The sequence below is a fragment of the Streptomyces sp. NPDC101160 genome (assembly GCF_044768205.1).
In the GTDB taxonomy this organism is placed as follows: domain Bacteria; phylum Actinomycetota; class Actinomycetes; order Streptomycetales; family Streptomycetaceae; genus Streptomyces.
Window position 1 is genome coordinate 91,534 of record NZ_JBIWPJ010000007.1, and the last position, 15,266, is coordinate 106,799.

The 15,266-nt window shown below is 70.9% G+C and carries 14 protein-coding genes and 1 pseudogene; 8 read left to right on the top strand and 7 right to left on the bottom strand.

Annotated features, from left to right (window positions below; translation table 11 throughout):
- Positions 1–13 precede the first annotated feature (13 nt).
- On the bottom strand, positions 14–2,062 hold the full coding sequence (locus tag ACIRSU_RS23020) for a CocE/NonD family hydrolase (protein WP_403795203.1): 2,049 nt from the start codon (positions 2,060–2,062) through the stop codon (positions 14–16).
- A 155-nt stretch (positions 2,063–2,217) separates the two neighbouring features.
- Between ACIRSU_RS23020 and ACIRSU_RS23025 the strand changes: the two genes are divergently transcribed.
- Both ACIRSU_RS23025 and ACIRSU_RS23030 read left to right on the top strand, forming a co-directional pair.
- The gene (locus ACIRSU_RS23025; protein ID WP_403795206.1) at positions 2,218–3,228 is read left to right on the top strand and encodes a polyprenyl synthetase family protein; all 1,011 of its coding nucleotides are present in this window, start codon (positions 2,218–2,220) and stop codon (positions 3,226–3,228) included.
- Between the two features lie 204 nt (positions 3,229–3,432).
- Positions 3,433–4,653, top strand: coding sequence for an outer membrane lipoprotein carrier protein LolA (locus ACIRSU_RS23030; protein ID WP_403795209.1), 1,221 nt, complete (start codon positions 3,433–3,435; stop codon positions 4,651–4,653).
- A gap of 75 nt (positions 4,654–4,728) precedes the next feature.
- Here ACIRSU_RS23030 and ACIRSU_RS23035 read toward each other — a convergent pair whose 3' ends face one another.
- Both ACIRSU_RS23035 and ACIRSU_RS23040 read right to left on the bottom strand, forming a co-directional pair.
- Positions 4,729–6,054, bottom strand: a complete 1,326-nt coding sequence (locus ACIRSU_RS23035) for a M28 family metallopeptidase (protein ID WP_403795212.1) — start codon at positions 6,052–6,054, stop codon at positions 4,729–4,731.
- A 292-nt stretch (positions 6,055–6,346) separates the two neighbouring features.
- Positions 6,347–7,144: a helix-turn-helix transcriptional regulator gene (locus ACIRSU_RS23040; RefSeq protein WP_403795214.1), complete on the bottom strand. Its 798-nt coding sequence runs from the start codon at positions 7,142–7,144 to the stop codon at positions 6,347–6,349.
- A 143-nt stretch (positions 7,145–7,287) separates the two neighbouring features.
- Here ACIRSU_RS23040 and ACIRSU_RS23045 point away from each other — a divergent pair, with 143 nt between their 5' ends.
- Together ACIRSU_RS23045 and ACIRSU_RS23050 are read left to right on the top strand one after the other, a co-directional pair.
- Entirely contained in the window at positions 7,288–7,644 is a 357-nt protein-coding gene (locus ACIRSU_RS23045; RefSeq protein ID WP_403795217.1) for a VOC family protein, read from the top strand.
- Between the two features lie 210 nt (positions 7,645–7,854).
- Positions 7,855–9,480 carry a hypothetical protein gene (locus ACIRSU_RS23050; protein ID WP_403795220.1) on the top strand — a complete coding sequence of 542 codons (1,626 nt, stop codon included), beginning with the start codon at positions 7,855–7,857 and terminating at the stop codon, positions 9,478–9,480.
- An 85-nt stretch (positions 9,481–9,565) separates the two neighbouring features.
- On the opposite strand, the gene ACIRSU_RS23055 is transcribed toward ACIRSU_RS23050, so the two are convergent.
- Positions 9,566–10,297, bottom strand: coding sequence for a helix-turn-helix domain-containing protein (locus tag ACIRSU_RS23055; RefSeq protein WP_403795222.1), 732 nt, complete (start codon positions 10,295–10,297; stop codon positions 9,566–9,568).
- A 254-nt stretch (positions 10,298–10,551) separates the two neighbouring features.
- On the opposite strand from ACIRSU_RS23055, the gene ACIRSU_RS23060 reads away from it, so the two are divergent.
- From ACIRSU_RS23060 to ACIRSU_RS23075, 4 genes and pseudogenes are all read left to right on the top strand, one after another.
- Entirely contained in the window at positions 10,552–11,217 is a 666-nt protein-coding gene (locus tag ACIRSU_RS23060; protein WP_403795225.1) for a DUF4097 family beta strand repeat-containing protein, read from the top strand.
- Positions 11,218–11,245: 28 nt separating this feature from the next.
- Positions 11,246–12,025 (top strand): alpha/beta fold hydrolase, encoded by a 780-nt coding sequence (locus ACIRSU_RS23065; protein WP_403795227.1) that lies wholly within the window; start codon positions 11,246–11,248, stop codon positions 12,023–12,025.
- A gap of 153 nt (positions 12,026–12,178) precedes the next feature.
- A complete protein-coding gene (locus ACIRSU_RS23070; protein WP_403795230.1) occupies positions 12,179–12,658 on the top strand; it encodes a hypothetical protein in 480 nt (159 codons plus the stop codon).
- An 83-nt stretch (positions 12,659–12,741) separates the two neighbouring features.
- Positions 12,742–12,846, top strand: a pseudogene (locus ACIRSU_RS23075) (MerR family DNA-binding transcriptional regulator); the annotation flags it as partial.
- A gap of 177 nt (positions 12,847–13,023) precedes the next feature.
- On the opposite strand, the gene ACIRSU_RS23080 reads toward ACIRSU_RS23075, so the two are convergent.
- The 3 genes from ACIRSU_RS23080 to ACIRSU_RS23090 form a co-directional block, all read right to left on the bottom strand.
- Positions 13,024–13,590: a Uma2 family endonuclease gene (locus ACIRSU_RS23080; RefSeq protein WP_403795233.1), complete on the bottom strand. Its 567-nt coding sequence runs from the start codon at positions 13,588–13,590 to the stop codon at positions 13,024–13,026.
- Between the two features lie 49 nt (positions 13,591–13,639).
- Positions 13,640–14,473: a helix-turn-helix domain-containing protein gene (locus ACIRSU_RS23085; protein WP_403795236.1), complete on the bottom strand. Its 834-nt coding sequence runs from the start codon at positions 14,471–14,473 to the stop codon at positions 13,640–13,642.
- 330 nt (positions 14,474–14,803) lie between these two features.
- On the bottom strand, positions 14,804–15,103 hold the full coding sequence (locus ACIRSU_RS23090) for an ATP-binding protein (protein WP_403795239.1): 300 nt from the start codon (positions 15,101–15,103) through the stop codon (positions 14,804–14,806).
- Positions 15,104–15,266: the final 163 nt, after the last annotated feature.

Sequence of the window (15,266 nt, forward strand, 5' to 3'; positions counted from 1 at the left end):
CTCCGATTGGAATTCACCCCGCCGTCCGCGGAATGCGTTTCTCCCACGTCCGGTGGAAGACGATCTCCTCGCCCTCCTTGCAGATCACCTCGTCCGACGTGACGAACGCGTCCGCGTCGCACGTCATCTCCGAGTGCGTCTCGATCCGTACGTCCCAGGCGAGTTCGGGCCGGTGCAGCCGGATCGACCAGTCCGAGCGGGTGCGGGCGGACAGCGGGCCCGACTCGTCGATCGTGTACGTCTCCAGGGCCTCCTCGCCGTACTCCAGACCGTCCGGGTGGACCAGGGTGCCGCCGCCGTCTCCGTACCGCGGGTCCACCTCCAGGCGCCATTCGCCGGTGGCGACGTCACGCACGATCAGGCGTGGGGGGCGCGGCTCCTCCAGGGTGCGGGAGAAGCCGGCGCCGAGCGGCTCGGACTGCTCCGGCTCCTCGAACTCGACGGCGTCCTCGGTGCGGGTACGGACCGGCAGGGCGAGCGCGGAGCCCGCCGGGTCGAGGGTGAAGCCGGCCGCGTCGGGCTGCGGCCAGATCCAGGGCCAGTACGTGGAGGAGACCGCGAGCCGGACCCGGTGGCCGGGCGCGAAGGCGTGGCCGGTGCCGGCCAGCTCGAAGACGTACGGCTCCCACTCGCCGATCGGCGCCTCCACCGCCCGGTCGCGGGCGTAGCGGGCGGAGAGGTTGAGCGCCCCGCGCGTCACGAGGGTCGACGAGCCGTCCGGGGCGACGTCGCAGAGCCGGGCGACGACCTGGCCGGTGGGCGCGGTGGTGCGCAGCGCGAGCCGTACGGAGGGGCGGCCCAGGATCTCGACGGGACCGCCGGACTCCGGGACGGGGAAGTCGAAGCAGGCCGAGCGGGCGTCCTCGGCGCGCTGGTCCGGCGGCAGGTCGGCGTCGCCGCCGAAGGGGACGAAACGGCCCGCGTCCAGGCCGGTCTGCTGCGGCGAGGCCACGACGACGGGCGCGCCCTGGAGGGCGTACGTGACGGGCGTGACGTGCGGCGAGGGCCAGGCCGGGTCGGCGACCCAGCGGCCCGGCAGCTCCTCGTACACCGTGGCCGGCGGGTGCGAGTCGCTGATCCAGGAACGCAGCAGCGGCTCGGCCATCACCTCGTTGTCCGTGTTCTTGAGGTGGTGGTCCCACCAGCGCAGGGTCTCCTGGAGGAAGCCGATCGCCGGGCCGGGCGGCAGCCCGCGGTCCGGGTACTGGTGCGGCCAGGGGCCGATGATGCCGCGCACCCGGTCCTGGGGCAGGTGCTCGACCAGTCGGAGCACGGTGTCGCGGTACGGGTCGTGCCGGCCGCCCACGGCGAGCACGGCGGCCCGGATCGACGCGTAGTCCGCGGCCCCGCCCTCGCCGTCCGCTCCCGCGCGGACGCTGCCGTGGCGCCAGTAGTCGTCGCGGGTCTGGTGGGCCAGCCAGGTGTGCGTGAAGGGCCGGACCGCCTCCAGGCGCTCCAGCCACTGCTCGCGCCACTTCTCGCCCACGTACTGCGGGTCGGGCGGCCGGGCGGCGAAGGCGAGCAGGGTTCCGGCCCACGCGTTCATGCCCGCGCCGAGGACGGAGCCGCCCAGGTAGTGCGGGCCGTCGTCGTAGCGGTCGTCGGTCGCGCAGACCGTGACGACCGCCTTCAGGGCCGCGGGTGCCAGCGTCGCGATGCGCAGCGCGTCGTAGCCGCCCCACCCGAGGCCGAACATCCCGACGCGGCCGCTGCACCACTCCTGCTCGGCCAGCCAGTTCACGACGGCGACCCCGTCGGCCAGCTCGGTGGCGTCGTGCGCGTCGCCCGGCAGACCGTCGCTGTTGCCGTGGCCGCGGATGTCGACCCGTACGGAGGCATAGCCGTGGCCCGCGTACCACGGATGGCGCTGCCGGTCGCGGGGTGCGGTCCCGTCGGTGAGGCGGTACGGCAGGTATTCGAGCAGGGCCGGTACGGGTTCGTCGGTGAGCGGCCGCCAGACCCGGGCGTAGAGCTCCTTCCCGTCCGGCATGGGGATGAGGACGTCCACCTGGCGGGTCTCGTACGGGAAGTCGGTGCGGATCCTCGTACGGATCTTCGTCATCGAGTCACCTCAATGGAACAAAAGAGCTACACCTGGTCATATCGTCTGATCAAGAACATACCGGGGGTGACGGGAAGGCGCCCACGGTGATCGAAACGTGACCGGATACGCTGGCGTGAGTGAATGGCAGGCTTCAGCAGACAGGAGATCCCCTCGTGACCGTCGTCGGGCCGTTCGGTCTCAGCGTGCGGGACCAGGCTCTGGAAGCCGATGTCCAGACGGGGTTGGCGGCCGTGGAGGCCGGCCTCCTCGACGCCACCAAGAGTGACGTGCCGTTCATCACCGAGGCCGCGCAGCACCTGGTGCACGCCGGCGGCAAGCGGTTCCGGCCGCTGCTCGTGATGCTCACGGCCCAGTTCGGCGATCCCTACGCGCCGGGCGTCGTGCCCGCGGCCGTGGTCGTCGAGCTCACCCACCTCGCCACGCTCTACCACGACGACGTCATGGACGAGGCGGCCGTGCGGCGCGGGGTGGACAGCGCGAACAGCCGCTGGGGCAACTCGCTCGCCGTCCTCACGGGTGACTTCCTCTTCGCCCGCGCCTCGCACACCCTCGCGGACCTCGGCCCCGAGGCCGTGCGCATCCAGTCCGAGGCGTTCGAGCGGCTCGTCACCGGCCAGATCCTGGAGACGGCCGGCCCGCAGGAGGGCCGTGACGCCGTCGACCACTACCTCGACGTCCTCGGCGGCAAGACCGGCTCCCTCGTCGCCGTGTCCTGCCGCTTCGGCGCGATGATGTCCGGCGCCGACGAGAGCGTCGTCCGGATCCTCACCCAGTACGGGGAGCGGCTCGGCGTCGCCTTCCAGCTCGCCGACGACGTCCTCGACATCGCCTCCGACTCCCACGAGTCCGGCAAGACCCCCGGCACCGACCTCCGTGAGGGCGTCCCCACCCTGCCGGTGCTCTACCTGCGCGCCGCCGCGGCCGCGCACGGCCGCCCGGAGGACCTGGAGCTGCTCGCGCTCATCGACGGCGACCTCACCGACGACGAGCGGCACGCCGAGGCGCTGCGCCGGCTGCGCGTCCACCCGGCCCTGGAGCAGGCCCGCCGGGAGACCGTGCGCTACGCGGAGGAGGCGCGCGCGATGCTGGCGCCGCTGCCCGACGGGTACGCGAAGGCGGCGCTTGAGGAGCTGTGCGACGCGGTGGTGCACCGGGCCGGCTAGCGGCTCGGTCCAGCGGCTCGGTCCAGCGGGTCGGCCCAGCGGGTCGGCCCAGCGCCTTTCGTCGTTGAGGGAGCCGCCGTTCGGGGTACGAACCCTAGGGGTGGGTCATCCCGGAGAGGTACGCGAGGTTGATCCCGGGGGCTGACGACTTCGTTCGCCCGTCCTGGTGAGATGGAGACATCGACCAGGGAGGTAGCGCAGATCATGGCAACGAAGAAGGCCGGCCGTTACATCGTCCCGGTCGCGGTGGCCGGAGTGGCCGCGGCGACCATCGGCCTCGTACCGGCGCTCGCGGCGTCGGGCGACCCGGACCTGCCGAAGATCACGGCTCAGCAGCTCATCGAGAAGATCGCCTCGTCGGACACGCAGACGCTGTCCGGCACCTTCAAGATCGACACGGACCTCGGTCTGCCGTCCTTCGCGGGCCTGCTGCCGTCGGCCGCGCCGTCCTCTTCCGGCGCCTCCGACCCGTCGGCGAAGCTGGCCGAGCTGGCCTCGGGCTCGCACACGCTGCGGGTCGCGGCGGACGGGCCGGACCGGCAGAAGCTGACCGTGCTCGACGGCTCGGACGAGTACAGCCTGATCCACAACGGGGCCGACGTCTGGGCGTACGACAGCAAGGCGAACGAGGTCGTCCACCAGAAGGACGCCACGGGTCCCAAGGGCCCCAGCGGCTCCCGGGACGAGGCTCCGCACGAGAAGCTGCCGGCCACCCCGAAGGCCCTCGCGGACGAGGTCCTGAAGGCGGCGGGCGACACGACCTCCATCACCGTCGGCGGCACCGCGAAGGTGGCCGGCCGGGACGCGTACCAGCTCGTCATCAAGCCGAAGCAGTCGGGCTCGACGGTCGAGTCGGTCAAGATCGCGGTCGACGCGGCCACCGGCACCCCGCTGAAGTTCACCCTCGCCTCGGTGAGCGGCGGCAAGCCGGTCGTCGACGCGGGCTTCACCAAGGTCGACTTCGGCAAGCCGGCGGCCTCGACGTTCGACTTCAAGGCGCCGAAGGGCGCGAAGGTGACGGAGGGCGACAAGGCCTTCGGCGGCGGCAAGGACTTCGACGGCGGCAAGGGCTTCGAGGACAAGGCCCCGAAGGGCTTCGGGGGCCCGCTCGGTGACCTGATGAAGGACGGCGGCCTGGGTGGGGCCGGCAAGGCCGGCAAGGAAGGCGGCCTGAACGTCATCGGTGAGGGCTGGACGACGGTGGCCAGGCTGGACACCGGCGCCCCGGCGCCGAAGACCGGGGACGCGCCCAAGGAGGTCCAGGGCTTCCTGGACTCGTTCGGCGACAAGGTGAGCGGCAAGTTCGGCTCGGGCACGGTCTTCAAGACGAAGATCGTCAACGTGCTGATGACGGAGGACGGCAAGGTCTACGTCGGCGCGGTGACGCCGCAGAAGCTCGTGGAGGTCGCGAACTCCGCCAAGTAGCAGCGGAGTTGGTGCCTGGGTGGGTCGGGGGCAGTGGTCACCGGCCCACCCAGGAGTTTTTTGTGCCGAACCGCCTTACGGGAACGTCAGCTTGAAGCTGTTGAGCGTGCCCGTGTCGTACGTCGCCTTGTCCTGGACGCGCAGCTTCCAGACGCCGTTGGCGACCTCGGCGGACGCGTTGACCGTGTAGGTCGTCTTGACGTTGTCGGCCGAGTCGGAGGACGAGTACGGCTTCAGGTTGTAGACCGTGCCGCTCGGGCCGATGAGGTCGACGACCAGGTCACCGCGCCAGGTGTGGGTGATGTCCACGCCGACCTGGAGGGTGCTGGGCGCGTTGCCCGTGATGCCGGAGACGGTCACCGACGACGTCACGGCCGGGCCGTTGTCCGGGATGGCGACCGGGGTCGTGTTCTGGAAGACCGTGCCGGTGGGCGGGGTCGTCGTGCCGGCGGCCAGGTTCCAGACGGCGTACGCGATGGCGTCCGAGTTGCGGTCCAGGGCGGTGTCGTTGATGTTCGCCGAGGTGTCGCACGAGGCGTGGTAGCAGCGGTCGAACGCCTGGCCCGAGGTGCCGCCCCAGTTCTGCGCCTGGGTGGCGGTCTTGATGTAGTCGGCGCCGGAGAACAGCCCGCCGACCGGGACGCCCGCGTTCTTGAAGGGCGCGTGGTCGGAGCGGCCGTCGCCCTCGGTCTCGGGCTCGGTGACGATGCCGAGGCCCGTGAAGTAGTTCTTGAAGGTCTGCTCGATGGTCGGGTCGTCGTCGTAGACGAAGTAGCCCGGGTTGGGCGAGCCGATCATGTCGAAGTTCAGATAGTCGCTGATCTTCGCGCGCTCGGTGGACGCCAGGTTGTTCACGTAGTACTTGGAGCCGACCATGCCCAGCTCCTCCGCGCCCCACCAGGCGAAGCGTATGTGCTTCGTCGGCTGGAGCTGGGCGCGGGAGACGGCGAGCGCGGTCTCCAGGATGGCCGCGGAGCCGGATCCGTTGTCGTTGATGCCGGGCCCGGCGGTCACCGAGTCGAGGTGCGAGCCGGACATGACGACCTGGTTGGGGTCGCCGCCCGGCCAGTCGGCGATCACGTTGTAGCCGGTGGCGCCGTTGTACGTGAACTGCTGGAGCGTGGTGGTGTATCCGGCCGCGTCGAGCTTGGCCTTCACGAAGTCGACGGACGCCTTGTAGCCGGTACGGCCGTGGGCCCGGTTGCCGCCGTTGTTGTTGGCGATGGTCTGGAGGTCGGCCAGGTGCTGCTTGACGTTGGCCACGGAGATGTCGGGCGGCGTGACGGCGGCGGCGCCGGACGCGGTGGACGGGACGGCGGTGGCGGGCGCGGCGCCGGCCAGGGCGCCGACGACGAGGGCCGAGACGCCGGCCAGGGCGGAGAGTCTCGCGGAGAGTTTCATGTGGGGGCTCCGGATTCCGAACTGGGGATGGGACGGAACGTACGAGCGCCTCGCGTCGTGGGTGGCGCGAGGCGTTGGAGCTGTGCGGGTGGTGATGCCGTGCGTGTGAAGCCGTGCGAGACGAATGTTCAGCGGGAGTCTGATATTCCGTCAAGATGGAAACCGGTCAGGCGTGTCCGCTCAGCGGACGGTCGCGAGTGCGAGTGCGAGTGCGAGTGCGGGTGCGGGCGCGGGTGCGAGCGGGGGAGCGGGTACGAGGTCTCGGCGCCCGGGCGGCCGGGATGGGCGGCCTTCAGCTCGCGCGGGCGGGGTCCATCAGGCGGCGCAGGGCCGTCGGGGTGTGGCCCACGTGTTCGCGGACCGTACGGGTCAGGTGCGCCTGGTCGGAGAAGCCGAGCCGGGTCGCCAGTTCGGCCAGGCTGGGCGCGCCCTCGGCGATCGCGTCCATGGCCCGGGTGACGCGGACGCGGTTGCGGTAGCGCGTCAGCGAGACGCCCATCTGCCGGGAGAACACCCGGCTCAGGCGGTACGGCGACACCTTCAACAGCCGGGCGAGGCCGACGAGTTCCTCGGCGCCCGGCGCCTCCTCGATGATCGCCTCGCGCGCCGCGGCGGCCAGCGCCCGGTCGGCCGCCGCCCGCGTCCGTACGCCCTGCGCGCCGGCCGGCTCGCCGGCCGCCGCCGCGACCAGGCGCAGCAACTCCTCCGTCACCGCGTACTCGACGTCACCCGCGCCCGCCGCCGCGACCAGGCGGCGGTGCGCGAGGTCGACGCGCGCGTCCACGTACACCGTCGTCGCGGCGGGCGTGCGTTCGAGGAGGGAGGGCTTGAAGCTGACCGACGTACAGACGTCGCCGCCCGCCGGATGTGCGAAGCGCTCCTCCTCGCCGGGCGCGCCCAGGTAGGCCATGGTCGGGTCGAGATCGGCGTCGGTGCCGTTCGCCCAGCGCCGGAAGCGGCCGCTCCGTACCAGCACGAGCCGGTGGCTGTCATGGGTCTCCGGCTCCGACCACCGGGTGTGGTCGGAGCGGCACCCCACCACGGACACGGTGAACTCGGGCCGGCGGGCGAGGGGCGAGGCGGACAGCATGCTCCGGACCCTACGCGCCGGGTGTGACAGGCGGGGGACGAAAGATCGACCGGGAAACCTCGTAACCCGCAAGGATCTTCAAGACGTTCACCGCCGCCACGCCGGATCCTTGAGGCCACGTGAAGACACGAAGGGAACCATCCATGGCCGTCAACGCACAGCTCAGTTCGATCGTCATCGACTGTGCCGACCCCCGGGCGCTCGCCGAGTTCTACGCCAAGGTCACCGGCTGGGAGATCAACTCGGCCGACGACTCCTGGGCCTCCGTCGGCCAGGGCCCGGTCCAGCTCGCCTTCCAGCGGGTCGACGGCTACCAGGGCCCGGCCTGGCCCGACGCCGCCAAGCACGCCCACCTCGACTTCAAGGTCGCCGACCGGGAGATCGCGGTGAAGGAGCTGCTCGCCGAGGGCGCGACCAAGCCCGACTTCCAGCCCGGCGGGGACGGCTGGACGGTGCTGGCCGACCCGGAGGGCCACCTGTTCTGCGTCATGGCGGCCTGAGGACCGACAGCCGGCAGGTCTCCGTCCTTCCGCCTTCCGTCCTTCCGCCCGTCTGTCCGTCCGTTGCAGTGACATGACGGCCAGCGAATGGATGAAACGCGACGAAACAGCCGTGACCTGCGTTCTTGCCCCTCTCCCTGCCACTCACGATGCGACGTGGCCGCCGACCCGCGGCCACGTCGTCCGGGCTCCGGGAGAGAAGGAAACACATTGGCAACCACACGCAGGGTGCGCCGCACCATGCTGGCCGCCGTGGCCGCGCTCGCGATGGGCGTCGGCATGGCCCAGACCGCGACGAGTTCGCAGCCGGGAGACGGCCGCGATGCAGCCGCCGAGGTCGCCGCAGCGGCGCCGGTGAAGGCGCGGCTGACCGGACATCCCAAGGAGGTCACTCCTTCCGGCAAGGCACAGGCGAAGCACCCGCGACCAGTGCCGCCGCCCCGCCTCACCGCGACCAAGCGAGAGCTGGACGCGGCGGCCCGGCAGGCGCCGGGGGCGAAGCGTCCGCGCATCGGGAACCGGAAGGGGCAGGCACCCCTGCTGGCTCCGCCCGGAAAGTCGTTCAGCTACGAGGGCGCGACCCAGAACACCGGCCTCTACCCGCCGGACACCCACGGAGCCGTCGGCAAGGTCAACTTCGTGGAGGTCACCAACGGCGAAGGCGTCAGCGTCTTCACCAAGACCACCGGCACCCTGCAGAAGCAGACGTCCTTCGCCAGCTTCTTCAACTACACCGACCAGACGATCTTCGACCCGCGCGTCGCCTACGACAAGACGTGGAACCGCTGGGTCGTCACCGCGGAGGCCTTCCCGGAGGCCGGCGGCGCCCAGTACTACTTCGTCGCCGTGTCGAAGACGTCCGACCCCAAGGGCTCGTACGTCATCACCCAGATCAACGTGTCGGGTCTCGGCGGCTTCTTCGACTATCCGCAGCTCGGTCTCGACCAGGACGCCGTCCTCACCACCGCCAACATCTTCAGCGACGAGGACGCGTACCTCGGTTCGGTCGCGTTCGGCATCGGCAAGGCACAGCTCTACAACGGGCTGGACTTCGACGCCCCGGCGTTCGACCTCGGCACGCCCGGCACCGTCGCGCCTCCGATCGTGGAGGACAACAACACGAACTCCTTCTTCGTGGCGGCGAGCCCCGCTGACAACACGCACCTGAAGCTGTTCAAGGGCAGCAATCTCGGCCGCAGCGCCGCGACCATCGTGACCGCGCCCGATGTGACGGTGAGCGCGTTCAGCGCCCCGGCACCCGCCTCGCAGCCGGGCACGGACCAGACGCTCGACGCGCTGGACGCGCGCTTCCAGAACAACAGCACGCAGATCGGCAACCAGCTCCTCAACGTCCACTCCACCGGTTCCGTGCAGTCGACGCCGACGTGGTACCAGATCAACACCGGCACGAGTGCCCTGACCGCCGGCGGAATCTTCTACGAGACGGCCACCTCGGACGACTTCAACCCGTCGATCGTCGGTTCCACCGTGAACGGCACCAATGCCAATCCCATCGGGCAGTTCTTCGTCACCTGGTCGGCCACCGACATCGGCGGTATGAACACGACACCGCACCAGGTCAGGGTGAAGGGCAGCGGCCGTCTGGCGACCGACCCGGTCAGCTTCGCCGGTGGCTCGACCTTCGGGCCCACGGCGAGCACCTTCTACAACCCGGATGCGGACCCCGTCGGGCGCTGGGGCGACTACTCGGCGGTCGCGATCGACCCGAGCCCCGCCACGAACTGCCCTGTCGGCAACCGGGCCTACCTCGTGAACGAGCGGCAGAACAGCCAGACCCAGTGGAGCTCGCGCTGGGGACGCCTCGGCTTCTGCTAGGCCGGTAGGACCAGGACTCTCGGGGGTCGGAGGCGGAGGTGCGGTCGGACCGCACCTCCGCCTCTGTCGTGCCCAGGAGTCGTGCCTAGGAGTCGTCCCTCGCCGTTTCGGCCTTCGTGTAGAGGACCTCGCGGGCCTGTTCCGCCGCGCGCAGCATGCTCTCCGAGATGAAGTCGAGGAAACGGGCGACGTTTTCGAGGCGGTTGGCGGCCGGGGTGCCGGGGCCGAGGACGGCGACGCCCTCGCGGGCGGTCTCGCTGAACCGGGTGTTGTCGCGGGCGCTGCGGAGCATCGACTGGTACCAGAGGTCGTCGTCGACGATGTAGCGCTCGCGACGGCGCTCGTCGCGCTCGCGGCGGACGAGCTCCAGGTCGGCCAGGAACGTGATCGCCTTGGAGACGGAGGCCGGGCTGACCTGCAGGCGCTGGGCGAGTTCGGAGGCGGTGAGGCTGCCGGCGTCGGTGGTGTAGAGGCAGGCCATCACCCGGGCCATCATCTTGGGCAGGCCCGAGTGCATGAGGACGGTGGCCAGCAACTCCTCGTACTCGCGTACGACGTCCGCGTCGCGTCCGTGCGGCTGGGGCACCGCCTGCGAGCCCTTGGCGGCGGCGGGGCTACGGCGCTGGGCGCGGCGTTCGGTGGCGCGGTGGGCCAGGTCGGCGCGGTAGGCGGTGGGGCCGCCGTTGCGCATGACCTCGCGGGTGATCGTCGAGGTGGGGCGTTCGAGGCGGCGCGCGATCTCGGCGTAGGCGAGGCCGTCGGCCAGTCCCAGCGCGATCTGCTGACGTTCCTGCTGGGTGAGCCTGCCTCCCGGCATCGCGTTCTCCTCGGTTCGTTCGTTGGCCGTACCTGGTCTGCTACGGCGCCAGCTTAGCGTTCACTCTCATTCCATTGCAATGGGTGACGCGATTGTCGTTGCGTTAGGCGCGAGCCAGTTGCAACACTTTTCCTCATCTGACCTGCGATTACTGCATAGTTGCGCAACGAGTGTGTTGCCTGAATCTGGAAAGCAACGTAGCGTTTTCGATGTCGGAAACGCCGACAGCGCACATCGAGCAGCAGGAGAGAACGATGCAGAAGTTCGCCACCACCGCCCCGGTCACCGCCGTCCTCGACATCCCCGCCGGTCGCGTCCAGTTCATCGCCGCCGACCGCGCCGACACCACCGTCGACGTCCGTCCCGCCAACGCCGGCAAGAACCGCGACGTCAAGGCCGCCGAGCAGACCACCGTCAGCTACGCCGACGGCGTCCTGCGGATCCAGGCCCCGGAGCCCGCCAACAAGCTCACCGGCTCCGGCTCCGTCGAGGTCACCGTCCAGCTCCCCGCCGGTTCCTCCGTCGAGGCCCGGACCGCCGCCGCCGAGCTCCGCGTCGTCGGCCGCCTCGGCGACGTCGCCTTCGAGGGCGCGTACCGCCAGATCAAGATCGACGAGGCCGCGAGCCTCCGCCTCACCGCGACCGACGGCGACGTCGAGGTCGGCCGCCTCACCGGCCCCGGCGCCATCAGCACCGACCGGGGCAGCATCCGCGTCGCCGAGGCCGCCGGCCGGGGCACCCTCGTCCTCCGCACCCAGGACGGCGACATCACCGTCGCCGCGGCGGCCGGCGTCTCGGCCGCGCTCGACGCCGGCACCTCCTACGGCCGCGTCAGCAACGCGCTGCGCAACGACGGCGCCACCGAGCTCGACATCCGCGCCACCACCACCCGCGGCGACATCACCGCCCGCAGCCTCTGACCCGGATCGACATCCCAAGGGGGACGACGTGAACGCGAACTGGTCCGGCATGGTGCCCGTCGACGACACCGCCCTCGCCGTCACCGACACCGGTGGCCCCGGCACCCCGATCCTCTACCTCAACGGCCAGTTCGCGACCCAGGGCTACTGGAAGTACCTCATCGCCGAACTCGGCCCCGACTTCCGCCACATCACCTACGACGAGCGCGCCCGGGGCAGGAAGTCGGGCCTCTCCTCCGACTACTCCTTCGAGGCCGCGGTACGGGACGTCGACGCCGTCCTCGCCGCCCGGGGCGTGCGGCGGGCCGTACTGGTCGGCTGGTCGTACGGCGCCTTCGTCGGCGCCCACTGGGCGAGCCGCAACCCCGACCGCACGATCGGCGCGGTCCTGGTCGACGGGGCGGAGCCGTACGACTGGCTCGACGACGCCCTGGAGCAGCGGATCCGGAAGCTGTTCCGCCGGGTGAGCTGGATCGCGCCGCTGCTGCGCCCGACGGGCCTGGTCCCGCGGCTGAGCGCCCGCCAGATGGCGGAGATCAACATCGAGCTCGGCAGGATCTCCCGCGAGCGCGAACTCGGCCCCGTCCTCGACGCCATCACCGTCCCGACGCGCTACGTGCTCGCCTCGGGAGCGTCCCTCGGCAGCAAAGGCGACGAACAGGAACGCATCCGCGCGAGCCTGGACGCGGTGGTCGCCCGCAACCCGAACATCCGCGTCAGCGCGAAGGTCGCCAGCAACCACGACAGGATCCTGCACAAGGACTACCGCGCGATCGCGAGGGCGGTGCGTGAGGTCGCCGCGCTCTAGGGCGCGCATGGCACATCGCATCCCGACCGCGTCACCCGATCATGTCCTCAAGGGCATGGCGCGATAGCGGAATTGGTCTTGGAGAAGGGCCACTCGCAGGTCATAGCGTCGAAGGAGTTCGCACACGGAGTTTCACAGCGAGGAGGATCCACCATGGTCTCCAAGAGGTTCCTTGCCGCCGGGCTGGCCACTGCGGCGATCGGTTTCGCCGCAGTGGGCAGCGCAGAGGCCGACACGCCGGCCCCGCGCAGGGGTCACGTCGAAGTCCTCGAACTCAAGGTCCAGAACGACCAGTACGAGGCCCTGGACCTCGGCCCGGCAGGCCCGGGTCTCGGCGACATGGACGTCTACTCCGGCACCGCGACAGTGGACGGCCGCAGCGTCGGGCGCGGCGGCGGCTCGTGCCAGGTCGTCTCGATCCGCGGCGGAAAGACCACGACGCAGTGCGTGATCACGATGGAGGTCGAGGGCGGCTCCCTGACGATGCAGTCGCTCTGGACGAAGGGCGACACGGCCCCGCTCGACATGGCCATCACCGGCGGCACGGGCGCCTACGGCACCGCGCGGGGCACGGTGCGCTTCTGGGACATCGGGACGGCGAACGAGAGGGCGCGGGCCGAGATCCTGCGCTGACTGTCGCGCGGGGGCCGGGCGACGCGCTTGACCCTCACGTGGCGTGATGCCGCATCGTCGGGGGCGTGGAAGAACACCTGACCGTGGGGCGCGTGGCCGAGTTGGCCGACGTGAGTGTCCGTACGCCGCACCACTACGACGAGATCGGCCTCGTACGCGCCTCCGCGCGGACCGCCAAACAGGTCCGGCCGGTCCGGCGGCCCTCAGCACCAACCCGGTCGGCGGCCTCGCCGCAGGCGCCGCCGCTCAGCCTTCGGCCCCCGGACGGCCCTGCTCCTGCTGGCCCTGTCCTCGCTCGCCTTCCCCGCCGTCCTCCTGGCGAGCCCGGTCCGCCGCATGCGGGAGCTGGTCTGAGTCGTCCAGTCCTAGGGGTAGCGGGGCAGGTCGTCGGTGGCGATGGTCCAGTCGGCGATAGTGACGTCCTCGCCGTAGAAGAAGTCCTTGCGGGTGGCGTAGCGAGGGCCCTCGGGGGTGGGGTGGATGTCGGAGAAGACGGCGCCGGAGCCGGTGCGGGGGTCGAAGATCGCGTAGACGGGGATGCCGAGGAGCGGGTAGTCGCGCAGCTTGCCGACCCAGTCGTTGTCGGGGTTGGAGCGGGAGACGACCTCGATGGCGGCGAGGAGGGTGCGCGGGTCGAAGGAGCCGGTGCCCTCCATGTCGGTCTCAGCGATCACCATGACGTCGGGGTGGCGCATGACCCCTTCTGGCTCGTGCTCGACGTCCGGCTCGCCCGTGTGGGCGGCCAGATCTTCCGGCATCACCTTTTCCAGGCGCTTACGCAGCCGCAATACGGTCAGCTCATGCGGTCGCCCTGGAGCCATCATGTCGTGAACGATTCCCTCTTTGGTGATCTCGAACTTGCCGGGGACGGTGTCGTCCAGGCGCTCCAAGGCTTCCCGCATGGTCCGGTAGATGGGGGAGACGGTGGTCATGGCGCTGGCTCCTCGTCTGTGCCCTGGGGCCCGAGTCATCAGCTTCATGCTAGGCGGCCCTCCCCTCAGTGACGCGGCAGTCGCGGCAGAGGCCGTCGGCTGGGGGAGCGCCGGGGAAGGGGCGGCCGCAGTCGTTGCATTCCTCGAAGGGGGAACGGGGCGAGGTGAGGGTCACGCGGGCGGTGAGGGCGGTGGGTGCGGCAAGGGCGGGGACGGGTGCGGCGGCGACCGGTGGCGGGAGCAGGGCTGTGAGGCGGTGGGAGAGGAGGCCGGCCGGGTGGGCGAGGGGTTCCGGGAGGGTCGCGCAGAGGGTGCGGGTGACCGCCTCGGGGGTCGCGCCCCGGTCCAGCCAGGCCGTCACGCCCGGCGCCAGGCGTTCGATGTCGCGCTCGCCGAGGAGGAGGCGGGGTTCGTGGACGCGGAGGTTGGTGAGGAGGGCGGCGGCCGGGCGGTCGCGCTCGGCCAGGGGGAGGGGAGTGGGGGCGGGGGGCTTCGGCTCCGTTACGGGCTTGGGCCCCGGTGGCGGTGGTGGTGGCGGCTTCGGGGTTTTCCGTACGGGCTCCGGCGGCGGAGGCGTCCTGGGTACGGGCTCGGGCTCAGCCCCCGGCCTGTTGTACGAGATCGTGCGCGGCGTGAACGTGCCGTTGGGCTGGCGTTGCCTCGTCCGCTTCAGGTAGCCGTGCTTCTCCAGCTCCCGCATGGCGGCGGCGATGCGCAGCTCGCTCTCCGGGTGCAGGGCCGCGATGGCCTTGATGCCGACGGAGGCCCCGGCGGGCAGCGACTGGATGTAGACGGCGAGGCCCTTGGCGAGCAGCGAGAGCTCGCGGTGCTGGGCGAGGTGGTTGCCCACGACCGTGTAGTGGGTCGTGTGGCGGACGTTCACGTGAATGAGCCCGGAGGTGCGCGAGGGCGCGCTAGGGTGCTTGGGAGCCATCGGGAAGCCCTAACTTCCTCGGTGGTCAGGCCCTCGATCGGGATTGGCGTCCCGGCCGGGGGCCGTCGCATGTCTGGGGTTGTGGGGTGGTGCTGGCGTGAGCATATGCCAGGCAACCCGCGCCAAATCCAGCCCAGTTGGCGCAAGTCACCCGTCCGGGTGACGGGTTCTGACGGGCGGGTCTCGGGGAGGCTGGAGGGGTTGGGAGGGGGCTTGCCCGGGGCTTTAAAGCAGTTACGTCGTGGGCCTCCGCGTCGCGGACGCCCGCGACGCGGACGCTTATGAGAGGGCGAGCTCGGCCCACACCGTCTTCCGAGGTACGGGCCCGCTCCGCACGCCCCAACTCCGCGCGAGCCCCTCGACGATGAGCAGCCCCCGACCGCCCCCGTGCTGCGGAAGCCGGTCACCCCGCGTGTCCGTGACCTCGATCCGGACCGTGGTCTCCGCGGCGAGCAGCGCGAGGTGGAAGTCCCGGCCCGCGACATGGCCGTGCGTCACGGCGTTCGCCGCGAGCTCGCCGACGATCTGGGCCGCCGGCTCCGCCACGTACGCCAGATCCCAGGAACGCAGCTGCTCCACGGCGAGTAGCCGAGCGAGCCGCGCGCCGCGTCGCGTGGCGGAGAGCTGGATTCCGAATTGGCGTACAGACGCCAAGAGTTGAGTGGGTTCCTGATTCATGTCACTCAGCGTGGCGGTGTCTGCTTACGCTGCCCATCGAACAGGCCCTTACGTACGGTTACTG